The sequence below is a fragment of the Arthrobacter sp. CAN_A2 genome, from assembly GCF_015752045.1.
Taxonomy (GTDB): domain Bacteria; phylum Actinomycetota; class Actinomycetes; order Actinomycetales; family Micrococcaceae; genus Arthrobacter_D.
The window spans coordinates 11,543-37,765 of the sequence record NZ_JADOUS010000002.1 but is presented as its reverse complement, the minus strand read 5'-3'; the positions used below and the strand labels follow the sequence as shown (position 1 = coordinate 37,765).

The 26,223-nt window shown below is 70.8% G+C and carries 25 protein-coding genes; 20 read left to right on the top strand and 5 right to left on the bottom strand.

Annotated features, from left to right (window positions below; all coding sequences use genetic code 11):
- Positions 1–26 precede the first annotated feature (26 nt).
- Entirely contained in the window at positions 27–1,325 is a 1,299-nt protein-coding gene (locus IWX63_RS02395; protein ID WP_199276568.1) for an MFS transporter, read from the top strand.
- A 126-nt stretch (positions 1,326–1,451) separates the two neighbouring features.
- Here IWX63_RS02395 and IWX63_RS02390 read toward each other — a convergent pair whose 3' ends face one another.
- A complete protein-coding gene (locus IWX63_RS02390) occupies positions 1,452–1,904 on the bottom strand; it encodes a DUF1844 domain-containing protein (RefSeq protein WP_334685573.1) in 453 nt (150 codons plus the stop codon).
- Positions 1,905–2,238: 334 nt separating this feature from the next.
- Here IWX63_RS02390 and infC point away from each other — a divergent pair, with 334 nt between their 5' ends.
- The 4 genes from infC to IWX63_RS02370 all read left to right on the top strand — a co-directional run bounded on the left by infC (position 2,239) and on the right by IWX63_RS02370 (position 5,179).
- Positions 2,239–3,330, top strand: coding sequence for a translation initiation factor IF-3 (infC, locus tag IWX63_RS02385; protein WP_442859083.1), 1,092 nt, complete (start codon positions 2,239–2,241; stop codon positions 3,328–3,330).
- Between the two features lie 101 nt (positions 3,331–3,431).
- The gene (rpmI, locus tag IWX63_RS02380; protein WP_043447572.1) at positions 3,432–3,626 is read left to right on the top strand and encodes a 50S ribosomal protein L35; all 195 of its coding nucleotides are present in this window, start codon (positions 3,432–3,434) and stop codon (positions 3,624–3,626) included.
- A gap of 95 nt (positions 3,627–3,721) precedes the next feature.
- Positions 3,722–4,111 (top strand): 50S ribosomal protein L20, encoded by a 390-nt coding sequence (gene rplT / locus IWX63_RS02375; protein WP_120148089.1) that lies wholly within the window; start codon positions 3,722–3,724, stop codon positions 4,109–4,111.
- A 45-nt stretch (positions 4,112–4,156) separates the two neighbouring features.
- Positions 4,157–5,179, top strand: a complete 1,023-nt coding sequence (locus IWX63_RS02370; protein WP_334685572.1) for a TrmH family RNA methyltransferase — start codon at positions 4,157–4,159, stop codon at positions 5,177–5,179.
- On the opposite strand, the gene IWX63_RS02365 is transcribed toward IWX63_RS02370, so the two are convergent.
- Positions 5,153–6,460: an MFS transporter gene (locus IWX63_RS02365; protein WP_199276567.1), complete on the bottom strand. Its 1,308-nt coding sequence runs from the start codon at positions 6,458–6,460 to the stop codon at positions 5,153–5,155. The genes IWX63_RS02370 and IWX63_RS02365 overlap by 27 nt on opposite strands.
- Before the next feature lie 265 nt (positions 6,461–6,725).
- Between IWX63_RS02365 and IWX63_RS02360 the strand changes: the two genes are divergently transcribed.
- A complete protein-coding gene (locus IWX63_RS02360; RefSeq protein WP_334685571.1) occupies positions 6,726–7,181 on the top strand; it encodes an NUDIX domain-containing protein in 456 nt (151 codons plus the stop codon).
- 122 nt (positions 7,182–7,303) lie between these two features.
- Here the strand turns inward: IWX63_RS02360 and IWX63_RS02355 are convergent, their stop codons facing one another.
- A complete protein-coding gene (locus IWX63_RS02355) occupies positions 7,304–8,362 on the bottom strand; it encodes an Rv2578c family radical SAM protein (RefSeq protein WP_199276566.1) in 1,059 nt (352 codons plus the stop codon).
- 68 nt (positions 8,363–8,430) lie between these two features.
- Between IWX63_RS02355 and pcp the strand changes: the two genes are divergently transcribed.
- Entirely contained in the window at positions 8,431–9,069 is a 639-nt protein-coding gene (gene pcp / locus IWX63_RS02350) for a pyroglutamyl-peptidase I (RefSeq protein ID WP_199276565.1), read from the top strand.
- Positions 9,070–9,075: 6 nt separating this feature from the next.
- On the opposite strand, the gene IWX63_RS02345 is transcribed toward pcp, so the two are convergent.
- On the bottom strand, positions 9,076–9,570 hold the full coding sequence (locus IWX63_RS02345) for an eCIS core domain-containing protein (protein WP_199276564.1): 495 nt from the start codon (positions 9,568–9,570) through the stop codon (positions 9,076–9,078).
- Positions 9,571–9,776: 206 nt separating this feature from the next.
- Between IWX63_RS02345 and pheS the strand changes: the two genes are divergently transcribed.
- The 3 genes from pheS to IWX63_RS02330 all read left to right on the top strand — a co-directional run bounded on the left by pheS (position 9,777) and on the right by IWX63_RS02330 (position 15,395).
- Positions 9,777–10,859 carry a phenylalanine--tRNA ligase subunit alpha gene (pheS, locus tag IWX63_RS02340; RefSeq protein ID WP_199276563.1) on the top strand — a complete coding sequence of 361 codons (1,083 nt, stop codon included), beginning with the start codon at positions 9,777–9,779 and terminating at the stop codon, positions 10,857–10,859.
- Entirely contained in the window at positions 10,860–13,403 is a 2,544-nt protein-coding gene (pheT, locus tag IWX63_RS02335) for a phenylalanine--tRNA ligase subunit beta (RefSeq protein WP_199276562.1), read from the top strand.
- Positions 13,404–13,838: 435 nt separating this feature from the next.
- Complete coding sequence (locus IWX63_RS02330; protein WP_334685570.1) at positions 13,839–15,395, top strand: DUF222 domain-containing protein; 1,557 nt, start codon at positions 13,839–13,841, stop codon at positions 15,393–15,395.
- Between the two features lie 62 nt (positions 15,396–15,457).
- On the opposite strand, the gene IWX63_RS02325 is transcribed toward IWX63_RS02330, so the two are convergent.
- Positions 15,458–16,423 carry a quinone oxidoreductase family protein gene (locus tag IWX63_RS02325; protein WP_199276560.1) on the bottom strand — a complete coding sequence of 322 codons (966 nt, stop codon included), beginning with the start codon at positions 16,421–16,423 and terminating at the stop codon, positions 15,458–15,460.
- A gap of 93 nt (positions 16,424–16,516) precedes the next feature.
- Between IWX63_RS02325 and IWX63_RS02320 the strand changes: the two genes are divergently transcribed.
- From IWX63_RS02320 to argH, 10 genes are all read left to right on the top strand, one after another.
- Positions 16,517–16,918 (top strand): VOC family protein, encoded by a 402-nt coding sequence (locus IWX63_RS02320; RefSeq protein WP_199276902.1) that lies wholly within the window; start codon positions 16,517–16,519, stop codon positions 16,916–16,918.
- A 36-nt stretch (positions 16,919–16,954) separates the two neighbouring features.
- Entirely contained in the window at positions 16,955–17,302 is a 348-nt protein-coding gene (locus IWX63_RS02315; protein WP_199276559.1) for a YciI family protein, read from the top strand.
- Positions 17,303–17,380: 78 nt separating this feature from the next.
- A complete protein-coding gene (argC, locus tag IWX63_RS02310; RefSeq protein ID WP_199276558.1) occupies positions 17,381–18,412 on the top strand; it encodes an N-acetyl-gamma-glutamyl-phosphate reductase in 1,032 nt (343 codons plus the stop codon).
- The gene (gene argJ, locus IWX63_RS02305) at positions 18,409–19,578 is read left to right on the top strand and encodes a bifunctional glutamate N-acetyltransferase/amino-acid acetyltransferase ArgJ (RefSeq protein ID WP_199276557.1); all 1,170 of its coding nucleotides are present in this window, start codon (positions 18,409–18,411) and stop codon (positions 19,576–19,578) included. The genes argC and argJ overlap by 4 nt, the downstream gene beginning before the upstream one ends.
- A gap of 11 nt (positions 19,579–19,589) precedes the next feature.
- Positions 19,590–20,579 (top strand): acetylglutamate kinase, encoded by a 990-nt coding sequence (gene argB / locus IWX63_RS02300; protein ID WP_199276556.1) that lies wholly within the window; start codon positions 19,590–19,592, stop codon positions 20,577–20,579.
- Positions 20,580–20,599: 20 nt separating this feature from the next.
- Positions 20,600–21,874, top strand: coding sequence for an acetylornithine transaminase (locus IWX63_RS02295; protein WP_199276901.1), 1,275 nt, complete (start codon positions 20,600–20,602; stop codon positions 21,872–21,874).
- Positions 21,871–22,836, top strand: coding sequence for an ornithine carbamoyltransferase (gene argF / locus IWX63_RS02290; protein WP_199276555.1), 966 nt, complete (start codon positions 21,871–21,873; stop codon positions 22,834–22,836). The genes IWX63_RS02295 and argF overlap by 4 nt, the downstream gene beginning before the upstream one ends.
- Positions 22,833–23,372 carry an arginine repressor gene (locus IWX63_RS02285; protein WP_199276554.1) on the top strand — a complete coding sequence of 180 codons (540 nt, stop codon included), beginning with the start codon at positions 22,833–22,835 and terminating at the stop codon, positions 23,370–23,372. Before argF ends, IWX63_RS02285 begins: the two co-directional genes overlap by 4 nt.
- 99 nt (positions 23,373–23,471) lie before the next feature.
- Entirely contained in the window at positions 23,472–24,674 is a 1,203-nt protein-coding gene (locus IWX63_RS02280) for an argininosuccinate synthase (protein WP_199276553.1), read from the top strand.
- Positions 24,674–26,155: an argininosuccinate lyase gene (gene argH / locus IWX63_RS02275; protein ID WP_199276552.1), complete on the top strand. Its 1,482-nt coding sequence runs from the start codon at positions 24,674–24,676 to the stop codon at positions 26,153–26,155. Before IWX63_RS02280 ends, argH begins: the two co-directional genes overlap by 1 nt.
- Positions 26,156–26,223: the final 68 nt, after the last annotated feature.

The window sequence follows — 26,223 nt, the reverse complement described above, 5'->3', positions numbered from 1 at the left end:
GGAGTCGTCGGCCAGAAAGACTGATCGTGAACTTCGCCGTATACCGGGACCTGCTGCGCATCCGTTCCGTCCGGAGGCTGCTCCTCGTCGGGATGATCGCCCGCTTCCCGCACTCCGCTGCCGGGGTGCTGCTCACGCTGCACGTGGTCCAGACCCTCGATCGCGGCTACGCGGAAGCGGGCGCCGTGGCCGCGGTCGTCACGATCGGCATCGCCGTCGGCGCACCATGGCGCGGCAGGCGGATCGACAGCGCGGGATTGCGCCGCGCACTCATTCCCTCCGTCATCGCAGAGGCGGCCATCTGGTCCGTCGCCCCGCACCTGTCCTACCAGTGGCTGCTCGTCGCGGCGCTGGTCGGCGGACTCTTCACCCTGCCCGCCTTCTCCGTGATCCGTCAGGCGCTCGGTGTGCTCGTGGACGGTGACCGGCGGCGCACGGCGTTCACGCTCGACGCGATCTCCACCGAGGTCATCTTCATGGTCGGCCCGGCGGTGGGCGTCGTCCTGGCCACGCAGGTGTCCACGGTACTCGGCCTGACGCTGGTGGGGATCGCCACTGCCTCGGCGGGCCTGTTCCTCATGTGGTTCAACCCGCCCACGCGGTCGGACCAGCTCCCCGACGCCGTCACGGTCGCAGCGTCCGCGCCGGCCGGGATCAACGAGGCCGCGGCCGATCTGATCGGCGCCCACGGTGCCGGCACACCGGAGCACCAACCCGCCTCGATGCTCCGCAGGGGCGTACGGAGGGCCTTCCCGTGGATCACCGTGCCGCTGGTCATGGTCATGATCACCGCTGCCGGCGCCGGGCTCGTCCTGTCAGGATCCGAGGTGGGCATCGTCGCCGCGCTCGAACAGACGGGGAACGAGGGCCAGCTCGGGCTCGTCTTCGTGGCGTGGTGCGCCGCGTCGGTGGTCGGCGGACTCGTCTACGGCGCCCTGCACCGGCCGATCGCTCCGTCACTCCTCCTGCTCGGCATGGCGCTCCTGACCCTCCCCATGGGGTTCGCCGAGACCACGCTGTCGCTGGCCCTGCTCTCGATCCCGGCCGGCCTCCTCTGCGCGCCCGTCCTCTCCGCCGCGTCCGAGAAGGTCGCCGACCTCGTGGCCGAGGACCGACGGGGCGAGGCGATGGGCTGGTACGGCTCGGCGCTGACCTCCGGCGTCGCGCTCGGTGCGCCGGTCGCAGGACTCCTTATCGATGCCGTCGGTCCATGGGGCGGCTTCACCGCGGTGGGAATCGTCGCGGCGCTCGTCGGCGTCGTCGGGTTCATGGTGCGTGACCTGGGCAGCCGGCCGACGGCAGACACCGTCCCCGTCTCCCGCTAGGGGGAGAGCGCGCAGCGGACCGGGCGGGCCACGAGCCTCCGCGCCGTCTGCGTCGAACGCGAACGGCCCGCGCCTGGTCGGGCGCGGGCCGTTCCGGACCCCGGCGGCCCGGGGACGACGACGGTGTCAGTTGACGGGGCCGGTGTACTTCTCGCCGGGTCCCTGGCCGGGCGCATCCGGGATGATCGACGCCTCGCGGAACGCGAGCTGCAGCGAGCGGAGTCCATCGCGCAACGGTCCTGCGTGCTGGGACCCGATCTCGGGCGCGGCCGCCGTGACGAAACCGGCCAGCGCGGTGATCAGCTTCCGGGCCTCGTCGAGGTCCTTGAGCTGCTCGGCGTTCTCCTCGTGGCCGAGACCGCACTTCACGGCGGCGGCACTCATGAGGTGCACCGCGGACGTCACGATGACCTCCACGGCGGCCACCTCGGAGATGTCCCGCATCTGCTGCCGGACGCCCTGCTCGGCCTCGTCCGATGCACTGTGGCCGTGGTCCTGCTCGTCGGAAAAGCTGCGGCGGGAGGTCGCAGGGGGTCCTTCGGCGGGGGTGATCTGCGGGTTGTCGTGTGGCGTGTTCATACTGGTAAGCTTGGCATAGACCAACCGGTCGCTGTTAGCCGCTGTGCTCTTCGAGCAGGCTTTGGTGCCGGTCTGCAAGCGGAGTCCTCTCCCACCCGCGTTTGCCTGGTGCGATCTCAGATCGCATTGCAGGTAGCCGGGTTCCTGGTCGGTCCTGCCAACGATCGTGCAGGAGGCTCACGCTTCCTCCGATCGCAGATGACCGGTCAACGAGGCCTCTGATTGCGCATGCAATGGGAGGCCTTCTTTCGTCTGCAGGCGGTTTCAGCTCGAGAATCCACAGGAGTCACACATTAGCGAGCCAAGAATCAATGATCGTATCCGCGTTCCCGAGGTGCGGTTGGTCGGACCTGCCGGCGAACAGGTAGGAATCGTCCGTATCGAGGACGCGCTCCGACTTGCCGCCGAGTCCGACCTGGATCTTGTCGAGGTGGCACCGCAGGCGAAGCCTCCGGTAGCCAAGCTCATGGATTTTGGTAAGTACAAGTACGAAGCAGCCGTCAAGGCGCGCGAGGCGCGGAAGAACCAGACCAACACGGTCCTGAAGGAGATCCGCTTCCGCCTGAAGATCGACACGCACGACTACGAGACCAAGCGTGGGCACGCCATGCGCTTCCTCGGCGCCGGCGACAAGGTCAAGGCCATGATCCAGTTCCGCGGACGTGAGCAGCAGCGGCCCGAGATGGGCATCCGCCTGCTGCAGAAGTTCGCAGACGATGTCGCCGAGGTCGGCGTCGTCGAGTCGACGCCACGCATCGACGGACGCAACATGGTCATGGTGATCGGCCCCACGAAGAACAAGGCCGAAGCCAAGGCGGAGGCGCGCCGGGAGACCCAGCGTGCCGAGGCGAAGGCCGCCAACGAGGTCGCGAAGTCGGGTGGCGAGGTCAAGCGCATCGACACCTCCGGCTCCGGTGGTGCGCCGCTCACGCAGTCCCTCGCGGACCTGCTGCCCGAGGGCTACGAGATCAGGAGCGAACCTGAGGTCGTGGAAGCTCCCGTGCAGGAGGCCCCCGCGCAGGAGGCCACGGAGGCGCCCGTGCAGGAAGCACCGGCAACTCCCGAGGCCACCGAGGCTGCTCCGGTGACCACCGAGGCTCCGGCCGCGGCTGCTCCGGTCCGGTCCGCGCCCGTCCGTCAGGCCGCACCGGCCCGCACGTCATCGGCCCCGCGCTCGACGGCGTCGAAGCCTGCGACCGAGCGGCCTGCGCCGGCCCGTTCTGCCGCCCCGGCGGCAAAGACGGCGGATGCCGCTCCGGCATCCACCCCGGACGCGGCGCCCGCGCCGAAGCCGGCCGTCGCTGCCAAGCCGATGGCCATGCCGAAGCCCGGAGCGCCCAGGCCGCCGGCAACCCCCAAGCCAGCCGGACGAACGGCTCCGACCAAGAGCCCGACCAGCCGCCCCAAGCCCGGAAGCACGGACTAGGCCCCTGCCCTGTCCGATCGGGCACGATCGAAACCAGCAGGCACCTTCGGGTGCCGAACTCCGGGTGCACCCGCCCGGCTATCCAAAGGAGATCGGTTCCCATGCCGAAGATGAAGACCCACAGTGGCGCCAAGAAGCGCTTCAAGCTCACCGGTAGCGGCAAGCTCAAGCGCCAGCAGGCCAACCGCCGCCACTACCTCGAGCACAAGTCCTCGACCGTGACGCGCCGCCTCGCGGGCGACAAGATCGTCTCGAAGGCCGACACCAAGGTCATCAAGAAGATGCTCGGCGTCTAACCACCAATCCACCCCCTCCCGGGAAAGCGCAGGCACCCACGGTGCCGCGCTCACGGCTCCAGCCGTGACCGGAGAAGAACCAAAGGAGTACACACGTGGCACGTGTGAAGCGGGCAGTCAATGCCCACAAGAAGCGTAGGGTCATCCTCGAGCGCGCCAAGGGTTACCGCGGCCAGCGTTCACGCCTGTACCGCAAGGCGAAGGAGCAGCTGCTCCACTCGTTCGTCTACAGCTACGGCGACCGCCGCAAGCGCAAGGGTGACTTCCGTCGCCTCTGGATCCAGCGCATCAACGCTGCGTCCCGCGCGAACGGCCTGACCTACAACCGCCTGATCCAGGGGCTCAAGGCCGCCGAGATCCAGGTCGACCGCCGCATGCTCGCCGATCTCGCCGTCACCGACGGCGCGGCCTTCGCGGCCCTCGTGCAGCTCGCCAAGAACGCCCTGCCGGCGGACACCTCGGCACCGCTCAAGGCCTCGGCCTAGGCGCATCGGCTGCTGCGGGTCTCCAGGCCCGCACACCGGAACACCATGACTGCGAACGGACGCCCCCAGGCGCCACTGATGACCAACACCCACGCTGATCGGGTGAAGGAGGTGGCACGCCTGGCCGGGCGTCCTTCGCGGTTAAGGCGGCGGGAGTTCCTGGCCGAGGGCCCCCAGGCGGTCAGGGAGGCGCTGCGCCTGCATCTCACGCGCCACGAGGCGGGGCAGGACGGCGTCGTCGTCGACGCGTACGCGACGGCGGAGGCACTCGAGCGCCACACCGACATCGCGGAGCTGTCAGGGCACGACGGCGCCCCGGCCGTGCGGCTCGTCACCGCCGACGTCCTCGCCGCCATGTCCTCGACCGTGACACCCCAGGGCTTCGTCGCGGTATGCCGGTTCGTCGACGTCCCACTCGACGATGTCCTCTCCGCCTCGCCGCGCCTCGTGGCCGTGCTCGTGGAGGTACGTGACCCGGGGAACGCGGGCACCATCATCAGGGCCGCGGACTCCGCGGGTGCCGACGCGGTCATCCTGACCGGCGCCAGCGTGGACCCGTACAACCCCAAGACCGTGAGGTCCACCGTGGGCTCTCTCTTCCACCTCCCGCTGGTCCTGGGCGCGGAGCTCGACGGGCTCATGGAGGGCCTGCGGGACGCGGGCATGACCGTCCTCGCAGCCGACGGCTACGGCAGCACCAGCCTCGACGACCTCCAGGACGCCAGCGCGCAGCGCAGGTTCGCCACCGTGCGCACACGCCGGGCCGGGCCGGGCGGCGACGCGCCGTCGAGGCGGCCCTCGGGCGACGCCGCCTCACCCGGGCCCGGCGACGCCGACGGCTCCAACGGCTCCGACGCAGTCGGCGCGGCAGACTCCACTACGGTGCGCCTGGAGGACGCCGGCGCCTGGCTCTTCGGCAACGAGGCGCAGGGGCTGCCGGCCGACGTCACCGCGGCCGCGGACGCGCGGGTCGCGGTGCCCATCTACGGCAGCGCGGAGTCCCTCAACGTCGGGACCGCCGCCACCGTCTGCCTGTACGCCTCAGCGCGCGCGCAGCGCCTTCGCTGACCCTGTCGGCCCTGTCTGCTCTGTCGGCCCTGTCTGCTCTGTCGGCCCTGTCGATCCGGAGTCCGCGTGCCCGGAGAGGCCACGTGCGCTGCGCCTGTCCATCCTGCCGCTGAGCAGGGCCACGCCGAGGCCCAGGACCGCGAGGACCGCGCCGACCAGGGCGGGTGCCGTGAAGCCCCACCCGGCGGTGATGACGGCGCCGCCCAGCGCCGCGCCGAGCGCATTGGCGGTATTCAACGAGGAGTGGTTCATCGAGGAGGCGAGCGACGGCGCTCCCGGCGAGACGTCCAGCAGGCGGGCCTGCAGGGGCGGGATGAGCGCCGATCCGCTCGTACCGACGAGGAAGACGAAGACGCAGGCGGTCCAGGGGATGGTCGCGGCGAGGGGGAACAGCAGCAGGACCGCCGCGATGGCCACCATGGCGCCGTAGATGCTGCCCATGATGGACCTGTCCGCGAGGCGCCCGCCCAGGATGTTGCCGACCACCATGCCCACGCCGTACAGCGCGACGACGAGGGGCAGCAGCGACGCACTGAGGCCCGCCACCTCGGTCATCGTCGGTGAGATGTATGCATAGACGGCGAAGAAGCCGCCGAAGCCGACGATGCCGATGAGCAGTGTCATCCAGAGCTGCGGACGGCGCAGGGCCCCGAGTTCCGTGCGGATGCTCGCACCGGGCCGTACCGGAATGTCCGGGACGAAGGCGCGGATCAGCACCAGCGTCGTCGCGCCGATCAGTCCCACGAGCAGGAACATCGACCGCCAGCCGAATTGCTGGCCGAGCCACGTGGCGAACGGGACACCCACCACGTTGGCGATGCTGAGGCCCAGCATCACCATGGCGATGGCACGTCCACGCCGGGCGGGGTCCGCGAGGGACGCGGCGATGACGGCGGCGACGCCGAAGTAGGCGCCGTGCGGGAGTCCGGCCAGGAACCGCGAGGCCAGCATCCAGCCGAAACCCGACGCGAAGTAGGACGACAGGTTGGCCACCGTGATGAGGACCATGAGGGCCAGGGCGACGGCGCGCTGCGGTTTCTTCGCGCCGAGGGTGGCCAGGATCGGAGCACCCACCACGACCCCGAGGGCGTAGGCGGAGATGACGTGCCCGCCCTGCGCGTAGTCCACGCCGAGATCCGCCCGCATCTCCTCCAGCAGGCCCATGATGGTGAACTCGGTGGTACCGATCGCGAATCCGCCGACGGCGAGCGCGCCGATGGCGAGGAGGAGCGGACGGCCGGTCAACCGGTTCGACGTCGACGGGGGAGCGGAGGCGGTCATGGGTGTCCTTGCGGCTGGATCTGGGGAACGGGAGGATCGGCCGCCGGAAGCCCCGCCACGGAATGGGAGGAGCGGACGGCGACACGGACGCCGTCGTCCCCTCAAGCCTAGGCGACGACGCCGTGCTGTCCCGAAACGCGACCTCGGGACGCCGAGGGACGGGATCCGGGGTGCCGTCGTCGGGAGCCTCAGGGTGAGGGGGCGAGCGTCGAGCCGACCCCGGGGCCGGACGGGAGCGCGGCGGAGTCGTCGATAGACTCGGCGGGTGACGCAACCATCCTCGAACCAGCTCCTCCAGATCGTGGGGGCGGCCGTCGTCGACTCCCTCGGGCAGCCGACCCGACTGCTCGTCGCCCGGCGGTCGGCGCCGCCGCAGTTCGCCGGGATGTGGGAGTTCCCCGGCGGGAAGGTGGAGGCGGGGGAGGACTGCGAGGCCGCCCTGCTGCGCGAACTGGAGGAGGAGCTCGGCGTCACCGCACGGCTCGGCCGTGAGATCACCGGCCCCGGACCCCAGGGGTGGCCGCTCAACGAGCGCGCGGCGATGCGGGTCTGGCTGGCCGAAGTCACGGCGGGCGAGGCGATGCCGCTGCAGGACCATGACGATCTGCGCTGGCTGCCGCTCCACCCGGGCGAGGAGCTCGAGGCGCTGCCGTGGATCCCCGCCGACCGGCCCATCCTCGCCGCCCTGCGGTCCGCGACGGCTTCCCGCGCCGCTCGCTGAGGAGCCCGCCGTGCGACGAGTCCCTCGTTCGAGCACTCAGCCCTGACGACGCAGCCCTGACGGCAGTGCCGTAGAACGGGGCCTCACAACTGGCACCCAGAACGGGGCGTCGGGACTGGGCCTCAGAACAGCGCCGCCTGGACCGGATCCGGCGCGGGGGCGGTGGGGGCGGGCGCCGCGGCCGCTCCGGGCTGTCCGTCGGCCGACAGGTTGCGGAAGAATCCGGCGCCGGCCACCAGACCGTGTTTCCTGCGGAAGATCCGGATCCGCCCCGAGAGCCAGTCCCGATACTCCTTCGACGCGTAGCTCCCGCCGCGGTAGAGCTCCTCGTAGCGGGGGACGAGCCGCGGGTGGTGCGCGGCGAGCCATTGCATGAACCACTCGCGGGAACCGGGCCGCAGGTGCAGCGGCCCGGCGGTCACGCCCGTGGCCCCGGCGTCGGCCAGCGCGCCGAACAACCGGTCGAGCGATTCGTCGCCGTCCGTGAGCCAGGGGAGGATCGGCATGGCGAGGACGCCGCACGGCAGCCCGGCTTCGCGGAGCTTGGAGATGAGCGCCAGCCGTGCCTTCGGTGCGGGCGTGCCGGGTTCGATCGCCTCGGCCAGCACCGGATCCACCAGCGCGAGGGAGATCCCCATGCCGACGCCGACCGATTGTGACGCCGCCTTCAGGAGGGGGATGTCGCGCGCGAGCAGCGTGCCCTTGGTCAGGATGGAGAACGGCGTCCCTGAGTCCGCGAGGGCGGAGATGATGCCCGGCATGAGCCGATAACGCCCCTCGGCCCGCTGGTACGGGTCCGTGTTCGTGCCCAGAGCGACGTGCTCGCGGGCCCAGGAGGGCCTGCCCAGCTCGCGGGTAAGCACCTCGGCCGCGTTGATCTTGACGACGAGCTGCGCGTCGAAGTCGAGCCCCGTGTCGAGATTCAGGTAACTGTGGGTCTTGCGGGCGAAGCAGTACACACAGGCGTGGGAGCAGCCGCGGAACGGGTTGATGGTCCACGAGAAGGGCATCGAGGACGTGGGCGGGACTTTGTTGAGGATCGTCCTGGCGGCTACTTCGTGGAAGGTGATCCCGGCGAAGTCAGGCGTCTGCACCGTCCTGACGAGACCGGCAAGCGGCATCAGCGGCGGTGCGGCCGGCGCGTCGCCGTCGTGCGTGATCTTCTGCCCGTCCCATCGCATACGGACTATTAGAACACGCGTACTAATATTCCGTCACGGTCGACTCGCGGGCCGTCTAGGCTGGGGGCATGATCCTGCTGACCGGCTTCGAACCCTTCGGGGGAGAATCGACCAATCCGTCCTGGCACGCCGCACAGCGGGCGGCAGAACTGCTCGTCGCGCTGGGCCTGGACGCCGCTGCCGTCGAGGTGCCGTGCGTCTTCGGGCGGAGCATCGAGGTGCTGGAGGCCGCCCTCGGGCAGTTCGAGCCCGACATCGTCCTGTGCGTCGGCCAGGCCGGCGGGCGCGGAAGCGTCTCGCTGGAACGCGTGGCCATCAATGTCGACGACGCCCGCATCCCCGACAACGCCGGGCTCCAGCCCATCGACGAACCGGTGGTGGCCGCGGGCCCCGCAGCGTACTTCAGCACCCTGCCGATCAAGGCGTGCCGCGAGGCCGTAGCCGGGCTGGGGGTTCCCGTCGAGGTCTCGCAGACGGCCGGCACCTATGTGTGCAACCACCTCTTCTACGGACTCATGGACCTGCTGCAGGATCGGCGGGGAATCCGCGGCGGGTTCATCCACGTGCCCTTCTCCACCGAGCAGGGATCCGCCCACGGGCAGCCGGGCATCACCGTCGAGGCGATGGCAGCAGCCCTCGTCGCGATCGCGACGACGACGGCGGAGACCGCCCTCGACGCGCGGATCACCGCGGGCGCCGAGCACTGACCGGCATCACCGCCGGCCGGACCTCGTGCCACGCGAGGCGACCGATGCCCTGACCGCGGCCCTGACCGATGCGCTGAGCGATGCCCTGAGCGGACGCACCGGCCGCTCCCGGTAGCCGCCGTCGGGAAGCCCTGCCCAGCGCTCGAAGACGTTGCGCGACGCCGGATCCCCGGTGCGCAGGAGCGAGTAGGCCGCCGCCACCAGGTACGCCGGGAGGAAGGGCAGGCCGAGGCACGCTGCGTACTGGCGGGTATGGCGCGCCTCGTGCTCGAGGAGCCGGAGGAACGCCGGCGAGGCGGTGCGGGGCGCGCTGCCCCGCAGCAGTACCACGCTGCCCACCGTGAAGGCGCGTGCCCTCGGCAGGCGACGGCGGTAGCCCTCCGCGAGCAGGATGCCGTACGGTCCGGGCGAGACACGGCAGCCGGACAGGGCCGCGACGGCGAGGCCGCACGGCGTCGACAGGTTGATCCAGTTGAGGAACGGTACGAGCCTCCGGTTCATGCCGCCATCGTACGGCGACCCCGCGCCACCTGCCCTCGCGCCGCCTGGCAGCGCGCCCGACAGCCGGTTGTCACGCCGCCGAAGCCGTCGCCTAGACTTGAGACGCCGGTGCGCCCCGCTGCGTCCCGGCGTTTTCCTGTCCACGGTGTGGCCCGCCCCAGCGAACGGCCCGCCGCACGTTTCGAGAGTGCAAGGTACGCAACCCCATGTCCGAAACCCCAGAGCACACCGGGCCTGCCGGCCGCGATGCCCAGGCCCCCGATCCGCTGGACGCCGCGTCGGTCGCCGCCGCCGTCGACGCCGCGCTCGCCGACATCGCGGCCGCGACCGACCTCGACGTGCTGAAGTCGGTCCGGATCGCCCACACCGGTGAGAAGTCGCCGCTCAGCCTCGCCAATCGGGGCATCGGCGCCCTGCCGAAGGAGCAGAAGTCGGCGGCGGGCAAGAACATCGGCCCCGCACGCGGGCGGATCAACCAGGCGCTCGCCGCCCGCACGGTGGAGCTCGAGGCCGAGCGCGACGCACGGATCCTCGTCGAGGAGGCCGTGGACGTCACCGCCGCCCCGCGCCGTCGTCGGACGGGTGCCCGGCACCCGCTGTCGACGCTGCAGGAGCGCGTCAGCGACGTCTTCGTGGGCATGGGCTGGGAGATCGCCGAAGGACCCGAGCTCGAGTCCGAGTGGTTCAACTTCGATGCCCTGAACTTCAAGCCCGACCACCCGGCACGCGAGATGCAGGACACATTCTTCGTCGAGCCGCCCGAGGCCCACCTCGTGCTGCGCACCCACACCTCGCCCGTCCAGGCACGCTCCATGCTCGAGCGCGACCTGCCGATCTACATCCTGTGCCCGGGCAAGGTGTTCCGCACGGACGAGCTCGACGCCACCCACACGCCGGTCTTCCACCAGTTCGAGGGCCTCGCCATCGACAAGGGACTCACCATGGCGGACCTTGTGGGCACGCTCGAGCACTTCACGCAGCAGCTCTTCGGCGACGACGCCAAGGTGCGCCTGCGCCCCAACTTCTTCCCCTTCACGGAGCCGAGCGCCGAGCTCGACATCTGGCACCCGGGCGCCAAGGGCGGCCCCCGCTGGATCGAGTGGGGTGGCTGCGGCATGGTCAACCCCAACGTCCTGCGCGCCACCGGCATCGACCCGGAGGTCTACTCCGGGTTCGCCTTCGGCATGGGGATCGAGCGGGCACTCATGTTCCGCAACGAGGTCATCGACATGCGGGACATGATCGAGGGCGACGTACGTTTCAGCGAACACTTCGGGATGGAGATCTAAGTGAGAATCCCACTGTCCTGGCTGCGTGAGTACGCAGCCGTACCTGCGGATGCGACCGCGGAAGACGTGATGGCCGAGCTGGTGAAGGTGGGCCTCGAGGAAGAGGCCGTCCACCGTCCCACCGACGAGCTGACCGGTCCGATCGTGGTCGGCCAGGTGCTCAGCATCGTCAAGGAACCGCAGTCCAACGGTAAGACCATCAACTGGTGCGAGGTCCGCGTGGTGCCCGAGGGCGCCCAGCAGACCCTCACCGGGGACGGCATCGACCCCTCCGGCGTCCAGGGCATCGTGTGCGGCGCCCACAACTTCGTCGAGGGCGACAAGGTGGTCGTCACCCTGCCCGGCTCGGTGCTGCCGGGCGACTTCCGCATCAGCCCCCGCAAGACCTACGGCCACGTGTCCGCCGGCATGATCGCCTCGGTCCGCGAACTCGGCATCGGCGACGACCACGACGGCATCCTCGTGCTGTCCACCCTCGGGCTCGACCCCGAGGTCGGCGCCGACGCCATGGAACTCCTCGGCCTGTACGACCAGGCCGCGGAGATCAACGTGACCCCCGACCGCGGCTACTGCTTCTCCATCCGCGGGGCGGCCCGCGAATACGCCCACGCCACCGGGACGGCCTTCACCGACCCGGCCGCCGCCGTCGTCGTCCCGCCTGCCGCGCCCGGCGGATACCCGGTGCGGCTCGAGGACGCCTCTCCCGTCTACGGCACGCCCGGCTGCGACCGGTTCGTGGCGCGGACGGTCCGCGGCGTCGACCCCACGCGCCCTACGCCGCCGTGGATGTCCGCCCGGCTGCGCCTCGCCGGCATCCGCTCCATCTCGCTCGTCGTCGACATCTCCAACTACGTGATGCTCGAGCTCGGCCAGCCCCTGCACTTCTACGACCTCGACGCGCTCTCGGGCGACATCGTGGTGCGCCGCGCCACTGCGGGGGAGACGCTGCGGACCCTCGACGACAGGGAGCGCACGCTCGACGCCGAGGACCTCCTCATCACCGACGCCTCGGGTCCCATCGGCATCGCCGGCGTCATGGGCGGTGCCTCCACCGAGGTGTCGGCGAGCACGGCCAACGTGCTCATCGAATCCGCCCACTTCGACGCCGTCAGCATCGGCCGGTCCCGGCGCCGCCATCGGCTGCCGTCCGAGGCGTCCAAGCGCTTCGAGCGCGGCGTGGACTGGAACGTGGCGGACATCGCGGCGCAGCGCGCCGTCGAAATCCTCCTCGAACTCGCCGGCGGGACCGTCGACGACGCCGCCACCGACGTCGGCCAGGCACCGGAACCGCGGGTCATCGACCTTGCCGCCGACTTCCCCGCCCGGCTGATCGGACGCGAGTTCACCGACGAGCAGATCCGGGGCACGCTCACGGACCTCGGGGCGACGGTCGAGGAGACCGAGGGCGGCTACCGCGTCACCGCTCCGAGCTGGCGCAGCGACCTGGAGACCCGCGAGGACCTGACCGAGGAGATCATCCGCCTTGTCGGCTATGACACGATCCCCTCCTCGCTGCCCGTCGCGCCGCCCGGGCGCGGATTGACGCGCGTGCAGCAGCAGCGCCGGCGGCTCATGAACGCCCTCGCGGCGGCAGGGCTCACGGAGGTGCTCTCCTACCCGTTCGTGAGCGAGGCGTCGAACGCCGTGTTCGGGACGCCGCACGAGGGCGCCGCACCGGCCTCGGTGAAGCTCGCGAACCCGCTCAGCGCCGAACTGGGCTTCCTCCGCCGGTCGATCCTCCCCGGTCTCGTGGAGCTGGCGAAGCGGAACCACTCGCGTGGCTTCCGTGACCTGGCGCTGTTCGAGGCGGGGTCCGTCTTCCTGCCCGACGGCGCGCTCGGTTCCGAGTCCATCCCGCCACTGGGCATCAGGCCCGACGACGACGTCCTCGACGGGCTGCACGCCGGGATCCCGGATCAGCCGCTGGTCGTTGCCGCATTGTTCACGGGCCATGAGACGGAGCCGTCGGCCGGCGTCGCCCCGCGCGCGTGGGACTGGGCGGACGCCGTCGACGCCGTGCAGCTCATGGCACAGGTCACCGGCGTCGACGTCGTGGTCCGGAAGGGCAGCCACCAGGCGTTCCACCCCGGTCGCACGGCAGAGTTCTCACTGCGCAGCGGCGAGGTGCTGGGCTATGCCGGCGAGCTGCATCCGAAGCTGATCTCCGCGCAGGATTTGCCGGCGCGCACGGTGGCCCTGGAGATCACCGCGGATCTGCTCTTCGAGGCAGCCGCGGACGTGATCGTCGCGCGGTCGCTGTCCACCTATCCGCCGGCCACGCAGGACGTCGCGCTCGTCGTCGAATCCTCCGCGGTCGCGGGCGATGTGCTCGAGACCCTGCGTGAGGGGGCGGGCGAGCTCCTCGAGGACGTCAGCCTGTTCGACGTCTACACGGGGCAGGGAATCCCCGACGGGCGGAAGTCGCTGGCCTTCGCCCTGCGTTTCCGTGCTCCGGACCGCACGCTGACGGCGGACGAGGCCAGTGCCGCACGCGACGCCGCCGTGGCCCTCGCGGCCGAGCGGTTCGGCGCCGTGCAGCGCTGATCCCTGTAGTACCCGAAGGCCCGTCCCCGGAGTGGGGGCGGGCTTTCTCTTGTCCTCGGTCCCTTTGCTACTGCGGATGCGAGTGAGGCGTCCACCGGCCGCAGCAGAGATCGAGGAGGTCTTCGTCTTGCCAATCCGCGCATTGCAGCGTGCTGCGGAGGATCGTCGTAGCTTCGTACCTGATGCGTGGTCCGCCTTACCGGCATCGGCCATCCGGGCCGGAAACGACCCTGATGATTGCTGATTCTTTTCCTCCAGCGGCGGTTCGTAGCAACCTCATAATGTCGGTGGCAGCAGGGAGAATTCAGTATGGACAGCAGCCCGAATGCTCCGCTCGAGGCCACCGATATCGGTGGTGTTTCGCGGCGGGCTACTGTCGAGGCGACTACCGTTCCGTCCGGCGTTGTCCCGGCTGGTTTCGTGCGGGTTCGCTGCATGCGGGACCTGATTGACGCGATGGCCTCCCTCCCCATACCAACGGATGGTGCGGAACTGATCGATGAGGTGAGCGACCTGGAGGACATGAAGTCGCTGATCGCGGGTCGGCAGGCCCGGGATACGGTCGCCTTCGACCTCGACCAGCGTCGGTCCCAGGCCGCGGCCGGTGTCCCGGCCCCTGAGCAGGGCAAGGGTGTGGCCGCGCAGATCGCCTTGGCCCGGAGGGAGTCCCTGGCCCGGGGCGGTCGGCTGTTGGGGTTGGCGCGGGCGCTGGTGACGGAGATGCCCCACACTCAGGCCGCCCTCGAGGCCGGGCGACTCAATGAGTGGCGGGCGACTCTCCTGGTCCGGGAGACCGCGTGCCTGTCGGCGGCGGATCGGTGCGCGGTCGATGAGGAGTTGGCCGCCGACACGGGTGCTTTCGAGGGTGCCGGGGACCGGCAGATCGTCGCGGCCGCCCGGGCGGCGGCGTACCGCAAGGACCCCCGCTCTGTGACCCAGCGTGCGAGCCGTGCGGCGTCGGAGCGGCATGTGAGTCTGCGGCCGGCCCCGGACACCATGACCTATCTGACCGCGTTGCTGCCGGTGGCGGAGGGGGTGGCGGTGCATGCGGAGCTTTCCCGGCACGCCGACACCTGCCGCGCGGAAGGCGATCAGCGCAGCCGGGGTCAGGTGATGGCTGATGCCCTGGTGGAGCGGACCACGGGCACACCGGGCGGGTTCTCCCGGGTCGAGGTGCAGCTGATCATGACGGACAGGACCCTGCTCCAGGGCGATAGCGAACCGGCTCGGCTGCCCGGCTACGGGATCGTCCCGGCCGGCTGGGCGAGGGACCTCCTCGCCACCCGGAACACCACAAAGCACCCATTCGACCAGCCCGCGGGTCAGCCCAGGAATCAACCCACCGATCAGTCAGCCGGGCAGCCCACCGGGCAGGCGTTCCAGCGCGCATCGATGCCGTCCGCCGGGCAAGCCGCCGGATCCGCATCAGGGAACGCGTCCGATCCATCAACCCGTCAAGGGTTCGAGGTGTGGCTCCGGCGTCTCTATACCGCTCCGGGGAGTGGTGAGCTGGTGGCCGTCGACTCTCGGGCCCGGTTGTTCACTCCCGGTCAGCGGCGGTTCATCCAGGCCCGCGACCACCTGTGTCGGACGCCGTTCTGTGATGCGCCGATCCGCCACTACGACCACATCATCCCCTGGCACACCAACGGGCCCACCAGTCTCGCGAACGGTGCCGGGCTGTGTGAGGCCTGCAACCACACCAAGGAACTCGCCGGCTGGACGGCAACAGCGCCTCCCAACACCGGTCCAGGGGTCCGGCATGCCCTTGAGCTCAGGACACCCACCGGGCATACCTACCATTCCACGGCACCACCGCTCCCCGGTAACAACCAGAACGAACGCGGACACGAGCACGAGCGGGAACACGCGCAAGAACCCGGGAGATACGCCCGCCCGCCCACACCCCCGAGCCACGCGCCGGACGATCACTCCACTCCCGCATACCCTTATGCGCGGCGATCCCGACGGGCTGAACTGCTCTTCGCCTGACTCCTTGTGGAGGTCGTCAGGACCTAACGGCACACGACGAAGGCCCGGATGCTATCGGCTTCTCAGGGGACCAGGAGCACCTTGCCCGTGGTGCGGCGCGCCTGCAGGTCCTCGTGCGCGCGCGCCGCGTCGGCGAGCGCGTACCGGGCACCGATGCGCACCTCGAGCTGGCCCGCCGCGACCGCACCGAAGAGTTCCTCGGACCGCCAGCGGCGCTCCTCGGAGGAGAGCAGGTGGTGCGCGAGCGTGGGCCGGGTGACGAAGAGCGAGCCCCCGCTGTTGAGGCGCTGCAGGTCCAGCGGGGGTACCGCGCCGGAGGCCGCCCCGAAGAGCACGAGGGTGCCGCGGATCCGCAGCGAGCGAAGCGAGTCGTCGAACGTCGTCCTGCCCACGCCGTCGAAGACGGCGTCCACCCCGACCCCGTCCGTCAGGGCCTTCACCGCGTCGGCGAATCCCTCGTAGCGCAGCACCTCGTCGGCGCCGGCAGTACGCGCAAGGTCTTCCTTCTCCGGCGTCGACACAGTCGTGATCACGCGGGCGCCCTTCGCCTTGAGCAGTTGGATCAGCAGCAGGCCCACGCCGCCCGCGCCCGCATGGACGAGCACGGTGTGGTCGGGCTCGACAGGGAAGGTGGAGTTGATCAGGTAGTGGGCGGTCATGCCCTGCAGGGGGAGGGCTGCCGCGGTCTCCAGGTCCACACCCTCCGGTACCGGGAGTGCCCTGTCCGCGTCCACGAGGGCATACTCCGCGTAGGTGCCCGTCCCCTCGGCGAAAGCGACGCGGTCCCCGGCGGAAAAGTCCGTGGCGCCCTCGCCGAGCGCCTCCACGGTTCCTGCGGCCTCGGCACCGGGAGTGAAGGGGTAGCCGACGGCGTAGGCGCCGCTGCGCTGGTAGGTCTCGATGAAGTTGACCCCGGCGGCGGCGACCCTCACGAGCAGCTGGCCCGGACCCGGTACCGGACGGTCGACGGTCGCAAGGGTGAGGACGTCCGGACCGCCCGGTGCGGTGACGACGATGGCAGAAGGCATGGGGTTCCCTTTCAGTGGCGTTCCCTCATGCTAATCCCGTGGTGATCCCTGTCCGTCCGGGCCGGGGTGTGGAAGGCTGACGTGATGCCGACCATAGCCGCACCCCTCGTCTACCTCAGCTTCCCCGGGACCGCACGGGAAGCGCTGGGTTTCTACGCCGAGGTCTTCGGGGGCGAGCTGACCCTGCACTCCTACGAGGATTTCGGGAGGACCGACGGCCCGCCCGAGGCCGTGGCCCATGGCATGCTCGACGGCGTCGTCGCCCTCGCAGGATCGGATGCGGCGGCAGGAGCACAGACCGTGCGGTTCGAGGGCCTCATGCTGTCCCTGCTGGGGACCGCCGAGCCGGCGATCCTCCACGAGTGGTTCGACAAGCTGTCGGTCGGAGGATCGGGGATCGACCCGTTGGCACCGAAGCCCTGGGGTGCCTCGGACGGCCAGGTCACCGACCGGCACGGCCTGCGCTGGCTGATCGGGTACGAGCCCCAGACATAAGCGACTGTCCTACCGCCCTCCACGAAAGGACGACCCATGCCCCAGTTCGCCATCCTCATCTACGCCGACGAGTCCCTCCACGCGGTGGACGCAGCAGCGGCCGAACTGGAAGAGAACGACCGCCATGCACAGGACCTCTCAGCCTCCGGCACGATGTCGCTGGCCTACGCGCTGACGCCCCGGGCACAGGCGGTGTCCATCCGACGGGATGGCATCGAGGCCGGGCCCTTCGTGCCGGCCGACCAGTTCGTCGCCGGCTTCTACGTCGTCGACGCCCCCGATCTCGCCGCCGCGGTCGCGATCGCCGGCCGGAACCCGGCGGTCCGCACCGGCACGGGCGGTGTCGAGGTCCGCCCCGTCCACAGCGGGGGCATCACCACTTGATTCACTGAGTCCCGGATGACGGAGGCCCGAGTGCATAAATATGTATGGCTGTGCATGATGTTGTTGTAGGCTGGATTCATGACGTTCACCGCAGCCGTGTCCGGCGCCAGCGGCTACGCCGGGGGAGAGATCCTGCGGCTCCTCGCCAACCATCCCGACATCGAGGTCGGGGCGATCACGGCCCACAGCAACGCCGGTGCGCGCCTCGGCGACGTCCAGCCCCACCTGCACTCGCTCGCCGACCGGGTGCTGCAGGAGACGACCCCCGAGGTGCTCACCGGACACGACGTCGTCTTCCTCGCCCTGCCGCACGGTGCCAGCGCCGAGGTCGCTGCCCGGCTGCCGGCGGACACGCTCGTGATCGATGCAGGCGCCGACCACCGCCTCCAGGACCCCGCCGCGTGGACGAAGTTCTACGGCTCGGCCCATGCGGGCACCTGGCCCTACGGGCTGCCCGAACTGCCCGGACACCGGGCCGGTCTCGTCGGCGCCCGCCGGATCGCCGTCCCGGGCTGCTACCCCACGAGCGTCCTCCTCGCCCTCACCCCGGGCTTCGCGGCAGGACTCCTCGAGCCCGACGACGTCGTCGTCGTCTCCGCGTCCGGTACCTCCGGGGCGGGCAAGGCCGTCAAGCCCAACCTCCTCGGGTCCGAGGTCATGGGCGGCATGAGCCCCTACGGCGTCGGCGGCGGACACCGCCACACCCCGGAGATGGAGCAGGGCCTGAGCCGCGCGGCCGGCGAGCGCGTGTCCCTGTCCTTCACGCCCACCCTCGCGCCCATGGCGCGCGGGATCCTGACCACGGCGACCGCCCGGGTGAAGCCCGGCATCGGGTACGCGCAGCTGCGGCAGGCCTGGGAGGACGCCTATGCGGCCGAGCCGTTCGTCCGGGTGCTGCCCGAGGGCCAGTGGCCCACCACCAAGGCGGTCCTCGGCTCGAACTACGCGAACCTCCAGCTCGCCTTCGACGACCACGCCGGCCGCGTGATCGTCAGCAGCGTCATCGACAATCTCACCAAGGGGACCGCCGGCGGCGCCGTGCAGTCCATGAACATCGCCCTCGGACTCGACGAGACCGCGGGCCTGACCATTCAGGGGATCGCACCGTGAGCATCACCTATCCCGGCGGGTTCCGTGCCGCGGGCGTCGCCGCAGGCCTCAAGAGCACCGGCAAGCCCGACGTCGCCGTCGTCGCCAACGACGGCCCGTTGCACAACGCGGCCGCCGTGTTCACCTCCAACCGCGTAGCGGCAGCACCCGTGCTCTGGTCACGGCAGGTCGTCTCGGACGGACGCATCGACGCCGTCGTCCTGAACTCCGGCGGCGCCAATGCCTGCACCGGGCCCGAGGGCTTCCAGAACACCCACCGGACCGCAGAGGTCACCGCCGGTCTCCTCGGGGTCTCCGCGACCGACGTCTTCGTCTGCTCCACCGGCCTGATCGGCGAACAGCTCCCGATGGACCGGCTGCTCGCCGGGGTCACGGACGCCGCCGGATCGCTGGGCCGGGGCGGCGGGCCCAATGCCGCCGAGGCGATCATGACCACGGACACGGTCGCCAAAGAGGCCCGCTACCCGGCGACGGCCGACGCCGCGAGCGAGGGCTACGCGATCGGCGGGATGGCGAAGGGCGCCGGCATGCTGGCACCGGGCCTGGCCACGATGCTCGTGGTCCTCACCACGGATGCCGCACTCGATCCCGAAGTCCTCGACGCCGCCCTGCGGGAGGCCACGCGCGTGAGCTTCGACCGCACCGACGCGGACGGCTGCATGTCGACCAACGACACCGTGGTGCTGCTCGCCTCCGGCGCGGCCGGCGTGGCACCGCACCCCGAGCAGTTCGCCGCGGCCCTCACGCAGGTCTGCCTCGACCTCGCGGCGCAGCTCATCCACGACGCCGAGGGCGCGAGCCACACCATCGCCGTCACCACCGTGAACGCCGCCTCCGAGCGCGACGCCGAGGTGGTCAGCCGTGCCGTGGCCCGATCCAACCTGTTCAAGACCGCCATCTTCGGCAACGACCCGAACTGGGGCCGTGTCCTCGCGGCCGTCGGCACCACGGACGCCGTGTTCGAGCCGGATGCGCTGAACGTCTCGATGAACGGCGTGCAGATCTGCCGGAACGGGGGGATCGGCGACCCGCGCGACCTCGTGGACCTCACGGGTCGGGACGTGACCGTCGAGATCGACCTCGCCGCCGGGACGGCCCGCGCCACGATCTGGACCAACGACCTCACGCACGAGTACGTGCACGAGAACTCCGCCTACTCGAGCTGACGGGAGACGCCATGACGAGCAGTGACACGAGCACCGACGCGAACCCGACGGCGACGCCGTCGGCTTCGACCCTGAAGGCCCAGGACAAGGCCGCCACGCTGGTGGAGGCGCTGCCCTGGATCCAGCGCTTCGCGGGCACCACGATGGTCATCAAGTACGGCGGCAACGCCATGGTCGACGACGAGATGCGCAGGGCCTTCGCCGAGGACGTCGTCTTCCTGCACCACGTGGGCATCCGCCCCGTCGTCGTGCACGGCGGTGGCCCCCAGATCAACGCGATGCTCCAGAAGCTCGGCATCGAGTCCGAGTTCAAGGGCGGCCTGCGGGTGACCACCCCCGAGGCCATGGACGTGGTCCGCATGGTCCTCACCGGCCAGGTGGGCCGGGAACTCGTGGGACTCATCAACTCCCACGGCCCCTACGCCGTCGGCCTGTCCGGCGAGGACGGGGGCCTGCTCCGCGCGGTGCGCACCGGGACCGTCGTCGACGGCGAGGCCGTGGACCTCGGGCTCGTCGGGGATGTGACCGCGGTCCATCCCGGCGCCATCCTCGACATCCTCCAGGCCGGGCGCATCCCCGTGATCTCGACCGTCGCACCGGAGTACGACGCCGATGGCGAGGCGATGCAGCAGGTGCTCAATGTGAACGCCGATTCCGCCGCCGCGGCGCTGGCCGCCGCGCTCGGGGCTTCGAAGCTCGTGATCCTCACGGACGTCGAGGGGCTCTATGCGGCCTGGCCGGATCCCAGCTCGCTCATCTCCTCCCTGACCGTGAGTGAGCTTCGCGAGCTCCTGCCGAGCCTCGAATCGGGCATGATCCCGAAGATGGCGGCGTGCCTGCAGGCCGTCGAGGCCGGGGTGGAGCGCGCGCACATCGTGGACGGGCGGCTGGCCCACTCGATGCTGCTCGAGACGTTCACCACCGCGGGCATCGGCACGCAGGTGGTTCCCGACGACGCTGCCGTCCCGACGCACCCCACGACACCGGGAGGGGCGGCATGAGCGACATCGCCACGAATGACATGGCCACGGATGAGCCCGCCATGAAGGAGACCGCGGACCTGCTCACCGGTGGAGCCTCGGGCGCGGACTGGCTCGCCCGCTACAGCTCCTCGCTGATGGGCGTCTTCGGGACGCCGCAGCGCGTGCTGGTGCGCGGGTCCGGCTGCTTCGTCTGGGACGCCGACGGCGAGCAGTACCTCGACCTCCTCGGCGGCATCGCGGTCAACGCCCTCGGCCACGCGCACCCCTTCGTCACCTCCGTCGTCTCCAGCCAGCTTGCGACCCTCGGCCACATCTCCAACTTCTTCACGAGTCCCACGCAGGTCGCGCTGGCCGAGAAGCTGCTGGCCCTGGCAGAGGCGCCCGCCGGGTCCCGCGTGTTCTTCACCAACTCGGGAGCCGAAGCCCTCGAGGCCGCCGTCAAGCTCGCGCGCCGCAACAGCACCCCGCAACGGCAGCGCATCCTCGCCCTCGACGGCGCCTTCCACGGACGCACCATGGGGGCGCTCGCCCTGACGTCCAAGAAGGCCTACCGCGAACCCTTCGAGCCCCTGCCCGGCGGGGTGGAGCACATCCCCTTCGACGACATCGAGGCCCTCCGCAACGCCATGGACTCCTCCGTGGCAGCACTGGTCATCGAACCCATCCAGGGTGAGGCCGGCGTCAGGCCGCTCTCGCCCGAATACCTGCGCGCCGCACGGGACCTGACCCGCGAGCACGGCGCCCTGCTCATCCTCGACGAGGTCCAGTCCGGCGTCGCGCGGACGAGCCGCTGGTTCGCCCACCAATGGGTCGACGGCGTGGTCCCGGATGCCATGACGCTCGCCAAGGGCCTCGGCGGCGGGTTCCCGATCGGGGCGCTCGTCACCTTCGGCGGGGACGTCTCCTCGCTGATCGGTGCAGGCCAGCACGGCACCACCTTCGGTGGGAACCCCGTCGCCACCGCGGCGGGCCTCGCCACGCTGCACGTCCTCGAGACGACGGGCGCCCTGCAGCACGCGTCCGACGTCGGCGCCTTCCTCACCTCGGGTCTCGCCCCGATGGGGGGCGTCACCGCGGTACGCGGTCAGGGCCTGCTCATCGGGTTCGACGTCGACGGTGAGTACGCGCCGGACGCGGTCCAGGCGGCTCTCGCCGCAGGCTTCATCATCAACGCGACGGGGCCGTCGACCCTCCGGCTCGCGCCGCCGCTCATCCTCACCCGCGAGCAGGCCGCGACGTTCCTGGACGCCCTGCCCGCCATCCTCACCACCGCCCGCACCGCCCACGCCGATACCCGGGAGCCAACCCCATGACGCGCCACTTCCTCGTCGACACGGATCTCTCACCCGCCGAGCAGGCCGAGGTCCTCGACCTCGCCGCCGAGCTCAAGGCGAAGCCATACGCCCACGCCCCGTTCGCGGGGGAGGGTGCGGGCCGCAGGACCGTCGCCGTGATCTTCGACAAGACCTCGACCCGCACCCGGGTGTCCTTCGCCGCAGGGGTCGCGGATCTCGGCGGGGTGCCGCTGATCATCGGCGCCGGGGACTCCCAGCTCGGGCACAAGGAGTCCATCACCGACACGGCCAGGGTCCTCGACCGGATGGTCGCGACGATCGTGTGGCGCACCTACGCCCAGGCGGGCCTCGAGGAGATGGCCGCGGCGTCGAGTGTCCCGGTCATCAACGCCCTCTCCGACGACTACCACCCGTGCCAGTTGCTCGCGGACCTGCTCACCATCCGCGAGCACAAGGGCACGCTGGCCGGGCTCACCATGACGTACCTCGGGGACAGCGCCAACAACATGGCGAACTCCTACCTCCTCGCCGGGGTCACGGCCGGGATGCACGTCCGGATCGCCGGACCCGGGGGGTACCTCCCCGACCCGGCAGTCGTGGCCGCGGCCGAGGAGCGGGCCGCCGAGACCGGAGGGTCCGTCCTCGTCACCACCGACGCGGCCATCGCCCTCGCCGGAGCGGACGTCGTCGCCACCGACACCTGGGTGTCCATGGGCCAGGAGGACGAGAAGGCTGCACGGCAGGAGCTGTTCCGCCCCTACGCCGTCGACGCCGCGGCCATGGCGCAGGCCGCGCCGGACGCCGTCGTGCTCCACTGCCTCCCCGCCTACCGCGGCTACGAGATCGCCGCGGACGTCATCGACGGCCCGCAGTCGCTCGTCTGGGACGAGGCCGAGAACCGCCTGCACGCCCAGAAGGCGCTCATGACATGGCTCGTGCAGCAGTCCGCCCGGCCGGACGGGCAGGGGAGCAGCTCATGACCGTGCAGCGCGACTCCTCCCGCCTCACCACCAAGACCGCCCGGCACGCCCTCATCACCGACCTCCTCACCGCCGAGTCCGTGCGCTCGCAGGTGGAGCTGGCCACCCTGCTCGCCGCCGACGGCGTACAGGTCAATCAGGGGACGCTGTCACGGGACCTCGTGGAGCTCGGCGTCGTGCGCGTCCGCGGAGCCGAGGGCGCGCTGATCTACGCGGTGCCGGTGGAGGGCGGCGGCCGGCACGCCCGCAGCGGTGTGTCCCAGGAGATCCTCGACGCCCGGCTCGCGAAGCTGTGCAACGAGCTGCTGGTGACGGCCGAAGCCTCGGGGAACATCGTCATCCTGCGGACGCCGCCGGGAGCCGCGAACTTCCTCGCCCTGGCCATCGACCACTCGGTGATGCCTTCGATCCTCGGCACCATCGCCGGGGACGACACCGTGATGCTCGTCAGCCGGGACCCCGACGGCGGTGCGGCCGTCGCCGACCGCTTCCTCGGACTGGCGCAGGAACCGCAGGGATCCACCGATCCGTCCTGACCCCGTCGTGACGCCTGGCCCTGCGCCTGCCGCGGCATGACACCCTGAAGACCTACCAACCCACGGGCGCCCGCCCGGACAATCGAAGGAGCACCTCCCGTGACCGAACGCATCGTCCTCGCCTACTCCGGCGGACTCGACACCTCCGTAGCCATCGGCTGGATCGCCGAAGCCACCGGGGCCGAGGTGATCGCCGTGGCCGTCGACGTCGGACAGGGCGGCGAGTCCCTCGAGACCATCCGCCAGCGCGCACTCGGCTGCGGCGCCGTCGAAGCCTACGTGGCCGACGCCCGTGAGGAGTTCGCGACCGACTACTGCATGCCCGCCCTGAAGGCCAACGCGCTCTACATGGACGCCTACCCGCTGGTCTCCGCGCTGTCCCGGCCCGTGATCGTCAAGCACCTCGTCGCCGCCGCACGCCAGTTCGGCGCCACGACCGTGTCCCACGGCTGCACTGGCAAGGGCAACGACCAGGTGCGCTTCGAAGTGGGCATCCAGACCCTCGGCCCCGACCTGAAGTGCATCGCCCCCGTCCGTGACCTCGCCCTCACGCGTGACAAGGCCATCGCCTTCGCCGAGGAGAAGGGCCTGCCGATCGAGACCACCAAGAAGAACCCGTTCTCCATCGACCAGAACGTCTGGGGCCGCGCCGTCGAGACCGGATTCCTTGAGGACATCTGGAACGGACCCACCAAGGACGTCTACGACTACACCGAGTCGCCCGAGTTCCCGCCCGCCGTCGACGAGGTCGTCATCTCCTTCAAGGAGGGCATCCCCGTGGCGATCGACGGCAACACGGTCACGCCGCTGCAGGCCATCGAGGAGCTCAACCGCCGCGCCGGTGCCCAGGGGATCGGCCGCATCGACATCGTCGAGGACCGCCTGGTCGGCATCAAGAGCCGCGAGATCTACGAGGCTCCCGGCGCGATGGCCCTCATCGCCGCGCACCGCGAGCTCGAGAACGTCACCATCGAGCGCGAGCTCGCCCGCTTCAAGAAGACCGTCGGCCAGCGCTGGACCGAGCTGGTGTACGACGGCCAGTGGTTCTCCCCGCTGAAGCGCTCGCTGGACACCTTCATCGACGACACCCAGCAGTACGTCACCGGTGACATCCGCATGAACCTCCACGGCGGCCGCGCGACCGTCACCGGGCGCCGCTCCGACGTCGCGCTCTACGACTTCAACCTCGCGACCTACGACTCCGGGGACACCTTCGACCAGTCGATGGCCCGCGGCTTCATCGAGATCTTCGGCCTGTCCTCCAAAGTGGCCTCGAGCCGGGACCAGCGGGCGGGCGCCTGATGGCTCCAGAGCACCTGGGCCCACGAGCGCAGGGGTCCCCGGCCGAGCGAAGCGAGGTTGGGGGGCGCCCGGGGACGAATGAGGGCTCGCTGTGGGGCGGCCGGTTCGCCGGCGGCCCCGCCGACGCCCTCGCCGCGCTCAGCAAGTCGACGCACTTCGACTGGCGGCTTGCGGTCTACGACATCGAGGGCTCCCGCGCCCACGCCCGCGTGCTCCACCGCGCCGGGCTGCTTGACGACGGCGAGCTCGCCGGGATGATCGACGCCCTCGACCGCCTCGACGCCGACGTGCGGTCCGGTGCCTACATGCCGGCGCAGAGCGACGAGGACGTGCACGGTTCGCTGGAGCGCGGCCTCATCGAACGCGCCGGACCGGCGCTCGGCGGCAAGCTGCGCGCCGGCCGGTCCCGCAACGACCAGGTGGCGACGCTCGGACGCATGTACCTCAGGGACCACGCCCGCATCATCGCCCGCGGCGTCCTTGCGACGATCGGCGCCCTGGTCGACCAGGCCGAGGCGCACCTCGAGGTGCCCATGCCGGGGCGCACGCACCTGCAGCACGCGCAGCCGGTACTGCTGAGCCACCACCTGCTGGCCCACGCGTGGGCGCTGCTGCGGGACGTCCAGCGACTGCAGGACTGGGACCGCCGCGCCGGGATCTCACCCTACGGATCGGGAGCCCTCGCGGGGTCGTCGCTGGGCCTCGACCCGGAATCCGTTGCCGCGGACCTCGGCTTCTTCTCCGCGACGCACAACTCGATCGACGGGACGGCGTCACGGGACGTCTACGCGGAGTTCTCCTGGGTCGCCGCGATGATCGGGGTGGACCTCTCCCGCGTGAGCGAGGAGATCATCATCTGGGCCACGAAGGAGTTCTCCTTCGTCACGCTCGACGACGCCTTCTCGACCGGCTCGTCGATCATGCCGCAGAAGAAGAACCCCGACGTCGCCGAGCTCGCCCGCGGCAAGGCCGGCCGGCTGATCGGCGACCTGACGGGGCTGCTCGCTACGCTCAAGGGACTGCCGCTCGCGTACAACCGGGACCTGCAGGAGGACAAGGAGCCGGTGTTCGACGCCGTCGACACCCTCGAAGTCCTGCTGCCCGCGGTCTCCGGCATGATCGCGACCCTCGTGTTCGACACCCGGCGCCTCGCCGCACTCGCACCGCAGGGATTCGCCCTCGCGACCGACATCGCGGAGTGGCTCGTCCGGCAGGGCGTGCCGTTCCGCGAGGCGCACGAGCTCTCGGGCGCCGCCGTCCGCATCGCCGAGCAGCGCGGCGTGGAACTGTGGGACCTGACGGACGAGGAGTTCGCAGGGATCTCCGCGCACCTGACGCCCGCCGTGCGCGAGGTGCTCACGGTCGAAGGATCGCTGGCCAGCCGCGACGCGCAGGGCGGTACGGCTCCGGCCGCCGTCCGTCGCCAGCTCACCGCCCTGCGTGCCGAGCTCGACGGCGTCGAGGCGTACGCCACAGCCTGATCGCCGACCACCGGCTGCCGACCGCGGTGCGGCTCCTTGTCGGGGCCGCGCCGCGGCCGGTCGCGTCT